The 14,528-nt window shown below is 52.7% G+C and carries 10 protein-coding genes; 9 read left to right on the top strand and 1 reads right to left on the bottom strand.

Features of this window, described 5'->3' with window-relative positions:
- Window positions 1-158: 158 nt before the first annotated feature.
- Window positions 159-1,091: a hypothetical protein gene (locus NSU18_RS04005; protein WP_341148299.1), complete on the bottom strand. Its 933-nt coding sequence runs from the start codon at window positions 1,089-1,091 to the stop codon at window positions 159-161.
- Window positions 1,092-1,464: 373 nt separating this feature from the next.
- Here NSU18_RS04005 and NSU18_RS04000 point away from each other — a divergent pair, with 373 nt between their 5' ends.
- From NSU18_RS04000 to NSU18_RS03960, 9 genes are all read left to right on the top strand, one after another.
- The gene (locus NSU18_RS04000; protein ID WP_341148298.1) at window positions 1,465-2,316 is read left to right on the top strand and encodes an HAD family hydrolase; all 852 of its coding nucleotides are present in this window, start codon (window positions 1,465-1,467) and stop codon (window positions 2,314-2,316) included.
- A 300-nt stretch (window positions 2,317-2,616) separates the two neighbouring features.
- Window positions 2,617-4,098: an Lsa family ABC-F type ribosomal protection protein gene (locus tag NSU18_RS03995; protein ID WP_341021798.1), complete on the top strand. Its 1,482-nt coding sequence runs from the start codon at window positions 2,617-2,619 to the stop codon at window positions 4,096-4,098.
- 241 nt (window positions 4,099-4,339) lie between these two features.
- Complete coding sequence (locus NSU18_RS03990) at window positions 4,340-5,233, top strand: ABC transporter permease (RefSeq protein ID WP_341021799.1); 894 nt, start codon at window positions 4,340-4,342, stop codon at window positions 5,231-5,233.
- Between the two features lie 6 nt (window positions 5,234-5,239).
- The gene (locus tag NSU18_RS03985; RefSeq protein WP_341021800.1) at window positions 5,240-6,136 is read left to right on the top strand and encodes a carbohydrate ABC transporter permease; all 897 of its coding nucleotides are present in this window, start codon (window positions 5,240-5,242) and stop codon (window positions 6,134-6,136) included.
- A 72-nt stretch (window positions 6,137-6,208) separates the two neighbouring features.
- A complete protein-coding gene (locus NSU18_RS03980) occupies window positions 6,209-7,906 on the top strand; it encodes a hypothetical protein (RefSeq protein WP_341148297.1) in 1,698 nt (565 codons plus the stop codon).
- A gap of 167 nt (window positions 7,907-8,073) precedes the next feature.
- The gene (locus NSU18_RS03975; RefSeq protein ID WP_341148296.1) at window positions 8,074-9,861 is read left to right on the top strand and encodes a sensor histidine kinase; all 1,788 of its coding nucleotides are present in this window, start codon (window positions 8,074-8,076) and stop codon (window positions 9,859-9,861) included.
- A gap of 1 nt (window position 9,862) precedes the next feature.
- Window positions 9,863-10,660 carry a response regulator gene (locus NSU18_RS03970; RefSeq protein WP_341148295.1) on the top strand — a complete coding sequence of 266 codons (798 nt, stop codon included), beginning with the start codon at window positions 9,863-9,865 and terminating at the stop codon, window positions 10,658-10,660.
- Window positions 10,661-10,741: 81 nt separating this feature from the next.
- Window positions 10,742-11,467, top strand: coding sequence for a helix-turn-helix transcriptional regulator (locus tag NSU18_RS03965; protein WP_341148294.1), 726 nt, complete (start codon window positions 10,742-10,744; stop codon window positions 11,465-11,467).
- An 11-nt stretch (window positions 11,468-11,478) separates the two neighbouring features.
- Window positions 11,479-14,289: a glycoside hydrolase family 2 TIM barrel-domain containing protein gene (locus tag NSU18_RS03960; protein WP_341148293.1), complete on the top strand. Its 2,811-nt coding sequence runs from the start codon at window positions 11,479-11,481 to the stop codon at window positions 14,287-14,289.
- Window positions 14,290-14,528: the final 239 nt, after the last annotated feature.

The raw sequence follows: 14,528 nt of genomic DNA, 5'->3' as shown, positions 1-14,528 counted from the left end.
TGAGCCAATGTAATCGAAAAACCGATTACATTCGGACTGGACACGCCGTGGTGGCCCAATGTAATCGAAAAACCGATCACATTGGGCAGCGTCTAGGCATGCACCTCAAAACTAACTTCATTCCCCCGTCAGGGTCAATATTGTTCCAATCGTACCATTCACAGCTCCGTATACTGCTTAACCACTTGATCCAGGTAAGCCTCTACCTCAGGCGTCTTCTTATTCCCGGCAGCATCGAGCAGCGGCATCAGCTTGGCCAGAATGTTCAGCACTTTATTATCACCAGCGCCTTCCGTCAGGACATGGTCGTAGGCTCTTCGCAGCTCAGGGTCTAGCTCATTAGTGTCATAGTCATACGCAGGTGTATTATCAGAGCCGAGCAGTATTAAGGGAACCGTATAGGACATTTCATTGCGGATGGCCGCTGTCCGGTTCGACTTCGGATATTTCTGGACGTAATCGCTCATGATGGCCGCTCTGCCGATCAGCTCATCCCATGTGATCACAACAGCCGCATCGAAAGTGGACGGCTTGTTGCTCTCAGTAGCCATGATATCAATATATGCGGCAATATCCTTGCTGATATAGGGCTTGAACACCTTGAAGCCTTCATAGTGCATAACTGCATAATACATGCCTTCGCTGGTCTCCAGCTTGTAGCCTTTATCCCAGACCTCTTCAATGAGTTTGCGGACCGTAGGCTGTTTCACCTGCTTCAGAATCTCCGTATAGGTCATGTCGTTGTTAATCTGGGCATCCATTAGTGCCTTTTGCACAGATTCTGTATATAGTTTCTCAGAGAAGCGCTCCAGCCCCGCCCTCTGGGCATTCTCCAATTGAAGGGTCATTACTGTGCCATACCAGGAGCCAACTTTGGAGATATGGTTCATCAGATATTTGCGTGCCTGCGCCAGGCTTGCGGGATTGCTGATGTATTTACGGAACTGGTTGTAGACGGCTTGGGCATCGGATGCGGATGCTGCAGCTACCGGCTGTGCACCTGTAAATACTGTACCACCTGCCAGAGTCAGCGCTGTACCGAGCAGCACCGCTCTTACTGTTTTTGTTATGGTTTTTGGTAATTTTTTCATTATGTACCTCCTACGGAATAAGATAAGATGCTTGCTATAACACACTAAAGAAATTAACGAAAAGCAAAAAGAAACGGAGGGGAAATTTGGAACTGGAGGAGCGATAGCGACCGCCTTTGTCAACGGATTTCCACCGCGAAATGCGGGTAAATTCAAGAAATCTGTTGACGGGCAGCGGCCGGAAGTCCAAATGTTCACAGCAGTGACGACCATGCTTCGAGTTCAATCCTAAAGTGTGTTTTTATCTATCCTATTTATTTGTACAAATTTAGGATAAGTGAATCGCACGGCCGCTTCCGAAATAACGCTTGACTTGGAACGCATTTCATAATCTATAGTTCAGTGGAAGACTAGACGAAGGGGAGAAGAGGACATGAATCAGAGCAGCAGAAAGATTATTTTCATCGATATTGACGGAACGCTTCTCATGGAGAATGGATTGGTCCCGGAATCGGCGGTGCAGGCATGCCAGCAGGCACGGAAGAACGGGCATTTGCTATACCTGTGCACCGGACGCTCCAAGGCAGAAATCTATGATTATATCTGGGAGATCGGGTTCGACGGGTTGATTGGAGCCGCAGGCGGTTATGTGGAGAGCGGTGGCGAACTGCTTTATCATAAAAAAGTGACCCCGGAGGATGCCAAGCATCTGATCGATTATTTTAACGCGAACGGGGTCGACTTCATTCTGGAATCCAATACGGCGCTTCACGGCAGCCGCCATTTACAGCCTCACCTGGAACGCAGAATCTATGGTGACTTGCTGAATGACCCGGAGGCGCAGGAGAGAAAACGGCAGTCGCCCCATCCCTATATTGCAACACTCACTTATGGGAACGAGGAGTTATATCTGGATGATGTCAACAAAATATGCTTCTTGGAGAGCAGCCTGCCCTTTGATCAGATTCAGGAGGAATTACAGGACCGGTTCACTGCGATTCAGTGCTCCATCCCGATCTTCGGGGAGAACAGCGGGGAGCTGATGATGCCAGGCGTTCATAAAGCTGCGGCTATTGCTGATGTTCTGAATCATCTGAATATCCCGCTTGAGAACAGTATGGCGATTGGAGACGGGCTTAACGATCTGGAGATGCTGAGTTATGTCCAGGTGGGGGTTGCCATGGGCAATGCCCGCGAGCCGCTCAAAGCCATTGCCGATGATATTACCGATTCGATTGAGAACGATGGACTCTATAACGCCTTCCTGAAGCACGGACTGATCTGACTAACGGGTTGATCTCCAGGAAGAGCTGTGTTAAAATGCACTTAATTAAGCGACAGGAGTTGAAGAGTATCGTGCGGACATTTCTTGCGTAATGTGACCAATAAACAAGCGTTCTTTGTGGCGTGCAATTTATGGTTGATATGCAGGAAGGGTCTGCCTCTTTTCACTCTGGTCCAAATATCCTTGTTCAAGTCCGCCTGGAGATAATTACCTAGGGAACGGATTTGCTGTGTTTATTTGAGCTGCGGGAGGAGAACCTTCTTGCAGCTTTTATTTTTGTGAATACAGGAGGATATGTGTATGTCTTTAATCAATGTGAGCAATTTAACGTTTGCCTATCAGGGCACCTATGATAATATTTTTGAGAATGTGAGCTTTCAGCTGGATACAGATTGGAGGCTGGGCTTCACCGGACGCAACGGGCGCGGCAAGACTACCTTCCTGAACCTGCTGCTCGGCAAATATGAATACAGCGGGACGATCTCCGCACAGGTGGGCTTCGAGTATTTCCCGTATGAGATTGCTGACCGGAAGGTACAGACCCTGGAGATTCTCGATGAGATCGACCCGGAGCTGGAAAACTGGAAGTTCATGCGCGAGCTGTCCCTGCTGAAGGTGAGCGAGGATGCGCTGTACCGGCCGTTTGAATCGCTGTCGAACGGAGAACAGACGAAGGTGCTGTTGGCGGCTCTGTTCGCGCGCGAGAACCAGTTCCTGCTCATTGATGAGCCGACGAACCATCTGGATGCGAAAGGCCGGAAGCTGGTCAGTGACTATCTCCGCACCAAGAACGGGTACATTCTGGTGTCGCATGACCGGGCTTTTCTCGATAACTGTGTGGACCATATCTTATCGATTAACAAGACCAATATTGAGATCCAGAAGGGCAACTTCAGCAGCTGGTGGCAAAATAAGTCCAGACAGGACCAGTTCGAGCTGGCAGAGGATGAGAAGCTGCGGAAGGACATTAAGCGCTTATCGGACTCTGCCAAAAGAACGGGCGGCTGGGCGCATGAAGTGGAGAAATCCAAAAATGGCACCCGGAGCTCCGGCAACAAATTGGATAAAGGCTATGTCGGCCATAAGGCCGCCAAGATGATGAAGCGCTCCAAGTCGATTCAGCAGCGCCAGGAATCCGCGATTGCCGAGAAGTCGAAGCTGCTGCGGAATCTGGAAAGCGCGGACAGCCTGAAAATTGCACAGCTTCCTTATCATAAAGAGCAACTAGTGGAGCTGGAGGAGGTTGCGGTCCATTACGGGGACACTACCGTATGTTCAGGAGTGACCTTCACCATCGAACAGGGGGACAGAATTGCTCTCTCCGGCAGCAACGGCTCAGGCAAATCTAGCCTTCTGAAGCTGATCTGCGGCGGGGACATTAGCTATACCGGCCGCTTCACAAGAGACAGCCAAATGGCTATTTCTTATGTGTCCCAGGACACCTCGCACCTCCAGGGCAGCCTGAACGATTATGCCAGAGAACGGGGAATCGATGAGAGCCTGTTCAAGGCCATTCTGCGGAAGCTTGATTTCTCGCGGCTGCAATTCGAGAAGGAAATGTCAACGTACAGCGGCGGGCAGAAGAAAAAGGTGCTGATTGCCGCCAGCCTCAGCGAGCAGGTGCATCTGCACATCTGGGATGAGCCGCTCAACTTCATCGATGTGATCTCCCGGATGCAGATCGAGGAGCTGCTGCTGGAATATGCTCCAACCATCCTGTTTGTAGAGCACGACCAGGAATTCTGTACGAATATTGCAACGAAGCAGGTGCTGCTCGACTAAGCAGGTCAGCAGACAACGGAATCAGCTTCATCCATTATGCGCATGCCGGTATGATCCGGCATGTGCTTTTTGCTGCACCGGCACATCTGCCTGCCACATCTGCCATCCCCGTCATCCCTTAATCCCGCCTCTGCCTGTAAGCGCTTCACAAGATCAAATCAGAACGATAGATATCCAACCGCTGTTATATAGGCGCGGGCGGCAGTTCCTTTTATGATAGAAGTATCAAGGGGGGAGACGATTGTACAACAAATTCTACAAATACCGCTGGCAATATCTGATGATCTTACCCGGAGTAGTCCTGCTGTTTCTGTTCAGCTATATTCCAATGGCCGGGATTCAGGTCGCCTTCAAGGATTTTCAGATTGGGACCTCGATCTGGGACAGCACATGGGCAGGCCTGGATAACTTCACGTTCCTGGAAGACCCGCAGTTCCTGACCGTGGTCCAGAATACGCTGTACATTTCGGTGCTGAAGTTCATCTGCGGCTTCCCGGCCCCGATTCTGCTGGCGCTCCTGATCAATGAAGTGACCCGGCCGGCGTTCAAGCGCTTCGTCCAATCCGTCAGCTATCTGCCGCATTTCTTCTCCTGGATCGTGGTTGCTTATATTCTGCAATCCTTCCTCACGCTGGACGGCGGGCTGGTCAATCAGTTCATTGGGCAGGCGGGGGGAGAACCGGTGTTTTTCCTGGGCTCGACAGAGTGGTTCCGTCCAATCGTTGTCTTCAGCGGCTTATGGAAAGAAACCGGCTGGAACACCATTCTCTATCTGGCCGCCATTACCACCATTGATCCGCAGCTGTACGAATCGGCGAAGGTGGAAGGTGCAGGCAAGCTGGCACAGATCCGCCATATCACCCTTCCCGGAATCATGCCGACCATCTCCATAGTGCTGATTCTCAGTATTCCAAGCTTAATTACAGTTGGGATGGATCAGATTTATCCGCTCATGAACTCTGCCAATCATAGTGTTGCCGATGTACTGGACACTTATATTCTCCGCAACGGGCTGCAGCAGGGGTACTTCGGGATGGCGACGGCAGTAGGGCTATTGTCTTCGTTAATCAGCCTAACCCTGGTCGTCTCAACCAATCAGCTGTCCAGAAAACTAAACGGGGAAGGACTGTGGTGAAGGCACATGAAAGCAAGCCGAGGTGAGAAAATAGCAGAATACATCATTATTGTGCTGCTATCCCTGTTATGTGTATCGGTGCTGTATCCGTTCCTCTACATGCTGGCGATTTCGCTGAATGACGGTGCGGATGCGGCCAAAGGCGGGGTCTATCTCTGGCCGCGCCGCTTCACACTGATCAATTACGAGATTGTGCTCGGCAATGAGACCATCAGGCATTCCTACCTGATTACAGTGGGCAGAACGATAATTGGCACGGTTGGCGGGCTGCTGGTCACGCTGCTGGTGGCCTTCGGCCTCTCCTACCGGGGCCTGCCGCTGCGCAGCACGATTCTAAGCTACATTCTGCTGACTATGCTGTTCAGCGGCGGACTCGTTCCCTTTTACATTCAGCTCAATAATCTTGGCCTGATTAATACGTTCTGGGTGTATATTCTGCCGGGACTCTTCTCCGTCTGGAACATGTTCGTCATGCTGAAGTTCATTCAGGGCATTCCGGAAGCGCTCGTCGAGTCGGCGGAGCTGGATGGGGCAGGACCGGTCCGTATTCTATGGCAAATCATTGTCCCGTTATCGAAGCCTATGCTCGCTGCGCTGGGGCTGTTCACCGCAGTGGGCCACTGGAATGACTGGTTCGCCGGAGCCTTCTTCGTCACGAAGCAGAATTTGATTCCTGTGCAGACCTTCCTCCAGCAGCTGCTGTCGGCACAGGATCTGTCGGCCGTGCTGGGCTCCAACAACAATCAGGAGGCGCTGGCCCGCAGCTCGCAGCTCCAGAATATTACGCTGATGTCGATCAAAATGTCTGTGGTGATGGTCAGTGCGCTTCCGATTCTCTGTGTGTATCCGTTCCTGCAGAAATATTTCGTCAAAGGCGTTCTTCTGGGGTCCGTGAAGGGCTGATCTCTTAGCTTAATGGCCTAATGGCCGTAGAAGCATTATGCAGTACAATAACATAATAGGGGGAGTATTCTAGTGAAAATCAAACAAGCCCGGCTTACAGCTCTGGCCATGACGGCGCTGCTGACTATCGTCAGCGGATGTTCGGGCTCCAATTCCGGCGGCGGAAATACGAAGGCAAGCAACAGCGGTACAGGAAATAAGACGGCTGCTACCCAAGGGGCAAGCGGTTCTGCCAGCTTCAACCTCTGGCTTGGCTGGACGGCAACCATCAATAATGACAGTTTGGTACAGAAGTATTGGCGGGAAGAGGAGCCGGGGGTCGATATCAAGCTGGAGGCTACACAGGGCGATGCGATGACAGCGCTTAACCTGAAGATCAATACCGGCGGGTTCGAGGATGCGGCGATCTTCAGCCGGAACGAGACGGTGAAAAGCGCCATGCGGCGCTCCAAGCAGGTGCTGCCGGTGGAGCAGTATTTCGAAATGCCAGATAAATATCCGGGACTTGCGACGATCCCCAAGCCATATCTGGAGCTAATGAAGGACGAGGACGGCCATATCTGGTCGATTCCGACCTGGTTTGACCAGAACCCGGAGGCGCCTTGGCCGGGCTCGGCATCGCAGGGCTGGTTTGTCAGAACGGATGTGCTGGAGAAGGCAGGCATGACTACAGCCGATCTGTCCACACTGGATGGGGTTGAGACCTTCCTGAAGAAGGCCGCACAGCAGAAAGACGCCTCCGGCAAAACGCTGCTCCCCCTGTCCTTCCTTATGGACACTAATGATTCGCTCGGCTGGAGTGATGAGAATGCAGTGCTGACTGCGTTTGGCGTCAGTACCGGCGGCAATGGTATTCAGAAGCAGGGGGATCAATTTCTTTTTGCTTATGATAATCCCAATTATAAAGCGGCTTATCAATGGATGAATAAGCTGTACCGGGAGAAGCTGATCGATCCGGAGGTAGTAACCAATAAGGGAGAGCAGTATATTGAGAAGAACAAGTCCGGCCGGGTTGCGCTGAATGTAGGCAGCTTCTGGAACATCAACGCTACAGCCTGGGAGACACTGGATGGCCCTACGGAGCCGGGCTGGTTCTATGAAGTCATTCCTTTTCCGAAGGTTGCAGGGGTAGAGAAGCTTGGCATCAACCAGGTCACGAACCCGAATCCGGGGTATGATGTCTATATCAGCCAGAAGACCAAGAACCTTGAGGCCATTCTGAAGTTCCTGGATTACAGCCTGCAGCCGAAGGCAGAACAGCAGCAGGTAATGAGCGAGGGGCCGGCAGGCAAGTACTGGGACTGGGTGGACCAGCCGCTGGGCAAGTGGAAATTTATAGATGAAACGTACAAGACCGCACGCAATTCCGGCGATGCCGCCCAGAAATCCAAAGTTACACCGGAGCTCTACATGACCTCTTCCTATAGCAATGAGTGGTACCCGTGGTGGAACACAGAAGATGGCGGTAAGGCAGGCGCAGCCAAGACGATTCAGTTCACCGAAGCCATCGGGAAGATGGGGACCATCCGTGTAGCAGAGCCTTATGATCTGATCGAGGTTAAGCAGGGCGGGGTATGGGAGAAATACTCCCTGGAGCTGGAGAATATCCGCAAGGAATACCGGGCTAAGCTGCTGATGGCGGGGGATGATGCCAAGTTCGAGGCGGAGTGGAACGGGTTCCAGGAAGCGCTGGAGAAACGCGGACATTGGAGTGAGGTCAAGGCCGAGTGGCTTGGCAGATATGAGGAAAAAATGAACGCAGGCAGCTAGAAACAAGTGGAAACGGCTTTGCCGTCCTTTTAAAGGACGGTACCGTTTCAGCGAGAAATAGAAGGATAATGTATAACGTGAAACATATTAATTCTTAAATTTTAAAATACGCCGGAGCGCCCTTCACCTGTGAGGGGGGCTCCCTTTATAGTTCTTGGGAGGGCCATATGATCAAACAGAGCGTAGAGAAAGCAATTATTCGTATGACCCGGTCCATGAACCTGAGAGGAAAAATTGTCCTGTTCTACGGCCTGATAGTATTCCTTCCCACGGTGCTGCTTGCAGCGGGAGCAGGCTATCTAATGCTGCAGACCGTCCGGGCCAATTATATTCTGACCATCAGGGAAGCTGTCCGCCAAAGTGCGCAGAGCATTGAGTTCCGCAAGCAGAGCTATGACCTTCTGGCCACACGGACAGCGACAGATGGTGAATTGATCTCAAGATTAACGCGGGATTATGCGGATATCACAGAACAGCTTGGTACCGTCAATTACGTGGACAGATCCTTCCTGTTTACAAGCAAATACCTTCCGGGTATTGAGAATTTCCGCATCTACCATACCAATGATACGCTGGTGCAGGATGGCGGCTTGTTGTGGAAGCCCGAGGGGCGGATGCTGTCCGGACAGCGGGAGCAGGACTGGTATGCGCAGCGGCTTTTTTCTCCGGATAATCTGATGTGGACCAATGCCAAGGATGACAGGAACAAGCTTGTCGTATCCCACAAAATCCTTGACAGCAACGGGGATGTACACGGGCTGGTCTATCTGCTGCTGGATTATAAAAGCGTGTTCGCGGAATCCTTCGACCATCCCTTTGACGGCGCCGGGGAAATGTATATCGTTGACGGCAGTGAACGGATCATCGCCTCCTCGGAACCGTCCGAGATCGCTGCTTCGTTATCCTCCTCTTCGTTAAGTGAGTACTGGGGCAGCGCTGACGGAACTACCCGGACGAACAACGGAACGGTGCTGATTACACAGGAGATCAAATCCGGCTGGCGGGTCGGCGCACTGGTGCATCTGGACCGCCTGGAGGAACAGTCCAGACGGATTCTGTATTATATCGCAGCGGGAATTGCGTTCTTCCTGCTGCTGTCGATTTTCCTGATCATGACTGTCCTGAAGAATACCATCTGGCGCATACGCAAGCTGGGGAGCCGGATGACAGATATATCGGAAGGATACTTCGAAGTAAAGGTGAAGAACCGGGACAAGGATGAGCTGGGTGAGCTGGAGGTGCTGTTTAACTCCATGTCCGGGCGGCTCGGGAAGCTGGTTAAAGAGCATACGGAAGCGCTGCTTAAGGAGCGTGAGCAATCCTTCCGGGCGCTTCAGGCACAGATTAATCCGCATTTCATCTATAATTCGCTCAGCCTGATCCGCTGGCGGGCGCTGGATCTGCAGGATGAGCTGCAAGTCCGCACGATAGATGCGCTGACGACCTTTTACCGGCTGGCACTGGGCAATCAGGTCAATGTAACCCGGCTGCGCGATGAGCTGGAGCATGTGAAGGCGTATATCGATATTCAGCAGCTCCGTTATCCAGGGCAGGTCTCGGTGGAATGGGAGGTGAAGCCGGAGATCCTTGATCTCTATACCATCAAGCTGATCCTGCAGCCGATTGTAGAGAACTGTTATCTGCATGGCGACATTACGGCCAGGGAGCATGCTTTTATTCAGATCACGGCTGAACGCAGTGGGGATGAGGTGCGCATCCAGGTGTTTGACAACGGGCAAGGGATCGGACAGGATAAGCTTGAAGAGATACGTGCCGGTACTTACAGCGGCAGCAGGAACGGGTTCGGCATGAACAATATCAGGGACCGTCTGGCGCTATATTTCGGTCCCGATGGCCGCCTAGAAATCGACAGCGCAGAAGACGAATGGACGGCGGTAACCATCCATATTCCGGTCTGCTTAGAACGTCCCGAGCTGAAGAGGAAGGAGGGGTAACATGCGTGCATTGATTGTTGATGATGAGCCCATGCAAATTCAAGGTCTGCTACGGCATATCCGCTGGGAGGCACTTGGCTACAGAACGCCGCTGACTGCCCATTCCGGGATGGAAGCGCTTGCGATTTTGAAGGAGAACCCTGTGGATGTGCTGATTACCGATGTGTCGATGCCCGGGATGACCGGAATTGAGCTGCTCGCCAGAATCCAGGCTGACTATCCGCAGCAGCAGGCTATGCAATCGGTAATGATCAGCGGCTTCGATGAATTTGAATTTGTGCAGGAGGCGATCCAGCTTGGGGCTAAGGCCTACGTGCTGAAGCCGGTCAAGACGGAGGAGCTGGAACAGAAGCTGGTGGCTCTCCGCGCAGCCGCTGAGAAGAAAAAACAGCTGGAGCAGGAAACAACCCTGCTCAGGGAGAAGGTTACAGAGAGCCGGGAAGTGCTGCTGGAGCGCTTCATTAAGGATTTGACCGGCGGCTGGGTTCACAGTGCTGAACTGCTGGATTCATGGCGGCGTCTGCTTGATCTTCCGGCAGGAGAGTGGCAGGCTACACTGTTCCTGTTCGACTGTGACAGTCTTCACCTGCATCATAGCCAGGATGCCAAGGAGCAGATTCTGCTGGGTGAAGCACTGCAGAATGCGGTGAAGCTGGGGCTGGAGGGCTTTTCCGGCGCTTATATCGGGAAAGCGGGAGCGGGTGAGACCGCTGTGCTGGTGCTGGAAGCGGTTCCGCAGGTGCGGGCCAGGCTGGAGAAGCAGCTAAGCTTCATTCAGGAAGTGCTGCGGGAGCAATAAGCTGCTTCCGTTACGGTCGGCGTCAGCAGAGAGGCATGCAGCTGGACAGAAATTCCGCTCCTGTATAAAGAGGTCCGGCATATGATTGCCGATGCACGGCTTGCCGGATACGGACAGATTGTCTATTGTGACCGGTATCTGATGAATGAATACCAAGACTTCCGGCTGCGTGAGGAGTATATTCCGGAAATCGTCAAGCTGCTGGAGCTTGGGGAAAATAGCAAAGCGTCGGCTTATGCAAGCCATGCTTTTGAGATGATGCTGGCCGGAGAGCCGATCTCCTTCTCCTATGTACAGGCGTTCGGCATGGGACTGCTCAGCGAATTGGCACGCAAGCTTAAGCGGGATCAGGATACGGATACCGAAACGAACATTCTGATGTGGCAGCGTCTCATTGACTGCACCGGAGTGGAGGAAGTGCGGAAGGCCGTTCTGGAATATCTCGCCCATTACACACAGCGTAAGGAGAAGGAGCAGACTGCACAGCAGCATCATCTGATCCAGCAGGTCCGGCGGCATCTGGCTGAACATCTGCAGGAGAATCTGACGGTGAAGCAACTGGCGGGGCTGTATCATCTGAATTCAAGTTATTTAAGCGTATTGTTCAAAAAAGAAACCGGCCAGACGATCTCCGAATATGTCCAGGAAACGCGCATGAATAAGGCCAAGGAGCTGCTCCGTGATCCTGGCATCAAGGTGTATGAGGTGGCGGAACAGGTAGGCTTTCAGACGGCGGCCTATTTCACCTTTCTTTTCAAGAAGACCACGGGTACCACCCCGCAGGAGTATAGAGATTACTATTACTAGGAGTGATAATTGTGCTGTCAAAGATCAGCCTTGAAGGCGAATGGAAGCTGCAACTGGAAGAGAAGGGGAAGGGACTGGTATTTCCTTTTACCGATGCAATCAGGCTGCCGGGAACTACGTCCCATGCCCTTAAAGGGCCGAAGAACAGCAAGATTCTCGTTGGCGCACTGACGGATGAATATCTGTTCGAAGGACCGGTCTGGTACTCCAGAGAGGTTGTGATTCCGGAAGAGCTGGCGGGTAAGCAATGCTGCTTATATCTGGAACGTACAAGGCTTACCACCCTATGGGTGGATGATGTGGAGATCGGCAGCCGTGACAGCCTGAACACTGCGCATGTATATGAGCTGCCGCAGCTGCAGCCCGGGAATCATACGCTTACGGTCCGGGTCGACAACACCGGCTATCCGACCAAAGGCGGGCATATGACCTCGCCGGATACCCAGACTAACTGGAACGGGATTACCGGCCGGATGGAGCTGCAGTTCTATGGGGAAGCCCGGATTAGCGGTCTCCGGCTGAAGCCTGATCTGCCTGCACGTTCGGTACGGATCACCGCCACGCTGGACAGCAAGCAGAGTGCTACACTCGCGGTATCTGCCAGTAGCTTCAATAGTGAGCTCACACATGCCGTAGAGGAACAGGAATATGTCATCGTACCGGGTCCGTTCACTATAGACTATACACTGGGTCCGGGTGCGCTGCTGTGGAGTGAATTCGCTCCCAATCTGTATACTCTCAGCCTTGTTCTCAAGGGCAGTGATGGTATTCCCGTTGACCGGCAGGAGGTGATCTTTGGGCTTAAGTCCTTCCGGGCTGAGGGAGATAAGTTCACCATTAACGGTGAGCAGACCTTCCTGCGCGGCAAGCATGACGGCCTGATCTTCCCACTCACCGGCTATGCTCCGACAGACGTGGAAGAGTGGGTACGGATTCTGGGGATTGCGAAGTCTCACGGCATTAACCATTACCGCTTCCATACCTGCTGCCCGCCGGAAGCAGCCTTCACCGCAGCCGATCTGCTCGGAATCTACATGCAGCCGGAGCTGCCGTTCTGGGGAACGATTACCGCAGAGACGGACGAAGGCCACAACCAGGCGGAGCAGGATTACCTGATCAGCGAAGGATATGCCATCCTGCGGGAATTCGGCAATCATCCATCGTTCGTGATGATGTCGCTGGGTAATGAGCTGTGGGGCAGCAAGGAGCGGATTGATTCGTTCCTTGCAGATTATAAAGCGTTCGATGACCGTCCGCTCTACACTCAAGGCTCCAATAACCATCAGTGGGTCCCGGAGGTGCTGGAGCATGACGATTTCTTCAGCGGTGTACGCTTCACACACGATCGGCTGTTCAGAGGCTCCTATGCCATGTGCGATGCTCCGCTGGGACATGTCCAGACCTCGCTGCCAGGTACAATGAAGGATTACGACGACCAGATTGTTCCGCCGGGCTTTGGGAGCGGTGAAGCCGTGTCCGCTGAGGCAGGCGGCGAGATCCTGATCCAGTACGGTACTGAAGCCAAGGCTGTGCAGGGTGGCAGTGAATCCAGAGAATGGATTCCCCGGGTACCCGTGGTCTCGCATGAGATTGGACAATATGCGACGTTTCCGAATTTCGCGGAAATTGAGAAATATACCGGCCCGCTCAAAGCGGAGAATTTCATCATCTTCCGCGAACGGCTGGAGAGCAAGGGGCTTGGCCATCTGGCCGATGCTTACTTCAAAAGCTCAGGCCAGCTCGCTGTCGCTTGCTACAAGGAAGAGCTTGAGGCTGCCTTCCGTTCCCGCCGGCTGGCAGGGTTCCAGCTTCTGGATCTCCAGGACTTCAGCGGCCAGGGTACAGCACTCGTAGGTGTTCTGGATGCCTTCATGGATTCCAAGGGTCTGATCAGCCCGGAAGAGTGGCGGACCTTTTGTAATGATGCCGTGCTGCTGGCAAGATTCCCTAAGTACAACTACGGCGCCGGGGAGACCTTCGCAGCCCATGTGGAGCTGAGCTGCTTCCGCAGTGGAATGCCGGAATCCATCGAGCTTCACTGGGAGCTGGCGGTTGAAGGGGGAGCTCGGACAACAGGCTCAGCCGGAGCCTTTATTCCTGCCGGAATCCATTACATTGACATTTGCGATCTAGCGGTTGAGCTTCCGGCGGTGGACCGGATGAGCCGTGCGGAGCTGGCGCTCCGGGTTCAGGGAACCGATATCCGCAAGAGCTATGACCTGTGGATATATCCGGAGCAAAGCGATAACCCGCTTGAAGCTGAAGGCATTCATGTGTTCACAGAGCTGTCTGAGGAGGCAGTCTCCCTGCTGGAGCAAGGCGGTAATGTGCTGCTGATGCCGGAACCACAGTCGGTTCAGAACGGAATCGAAGGCTATTATTGCACGGATTTCTGGTGCTACCCGATGTTCCGCTCGATCTCGGAGAGCATGAACCGGCCGGTGCCAATTGGTACCATGGGTCTGCTGATCGATAACGGCCATCCGGTGCTGCGCGATTTCCCGAGCGAGGCACACTCCACCTATCCGTGGTGGACTATCGTGGAGCATTCCAAATCGCTTATCATGGATGAGGCGGACCGCAGCTGGAATCCGATTGTACAGACGATCGATAATTTCGAACGTAATCACAAGCTGAGTTTCCTCACAGAGTGTCGCGTAGGTAATGGTAACCTGCTGCTGTGTGCACTGGATGCTGCTAAGGTAAGCGGAGCTCTTGAAGGCAGACAATTCTTGACCAGCATATCCGGTTATATGAATTCTGCTGATTTTAAGCCGCAGTACCAGGCAACGATTGAAGAGCTTCGGGCATTAATTTGTTAAAATGATCTAATAGAGCTGTCCCCAAGCCGTAAATCGGCTATTGGGGCGGCTCTTTATTTAGGTATAACGCCAGAATCCATAGGCTTCGCGCTATAAACTGTAGGTGCCGGAACGGTGGTAACTGCATTTTATACAATGGAATGCTGTAAAAAAGGCTTCTAAATAGAATCTATTGTATTCGGTACAATAGAATATTGAAAAAAGGCCCTTTTTCGCCCAAAACCCAACATTCTAATGTA

Origin of the sequence: Paenibacillus sp. FSL H8-0048, assembly GCF_038002825.1 — a bacterium.
Lineage (GTDB): Bacteria > Bacillota > Bacilli > Paenibacillales > Paenibacillaceae > Paenibacillus_AQ.
This window is presented reverse-complemented; position numbering and strand designations above follow the sequence as displayed.

What these genes read in the sequence shown, in the direction of transcription:
- NSU18_RS04005 (WP_341148299.1), bottom strand. Translation starts at nt 1,091, where the DNA reads ATGAAAAAATTACCAAAAACCATAACAAAAACAGTAAGAGCGGTGCTG.
- NSU18_RS04000 (WP_341148298.1), top strand. Translation starts at nt 1,465, where the DNA reads ATGAATCAGAGCAGCAGAAAGATTATTTTCATCGATATTGACGGAACG.
- NSU18_RS03995 (WP_341021798.1), top strand. Translation starts at nt 2,617, where the DNA reads ATGTCTTTAATCAATGTGAGCAATTTAACGTTTGCCTATCAGGGCACC.
- NSU18_RS03985 (WP_341021800.1), top strand. Translation starts at nt 5,240, where the DNA reads ATGAAAGCAAGCCGAGGTGAGAAAATAGCAGAATACATCATTATTGTG.
- NSU18_RS03975 (WP_341148296.1), top strand. Translation starts at nt 8,074, where the DNA reads ATGATCAAACAGAGCGTAGAGAAAGCAATTATTCGTATGACCCGGTCC.
- NSU18_RS03970 (WP_341148295.1), top strand. Translation starts at nt 9,863, where the DNA reads ATGCGTGCATTGATTGTTGATGATGAGCCCATGCAAATTCAAGGTCTG.
- NSU18_RS03965 (WP_341148294.1), top strand. Translation starts at nt 10,742, where the DNA reads ATGATTGCCGATGCACGGCTTGCCGGATACGGACAGATTGTCTATTGT.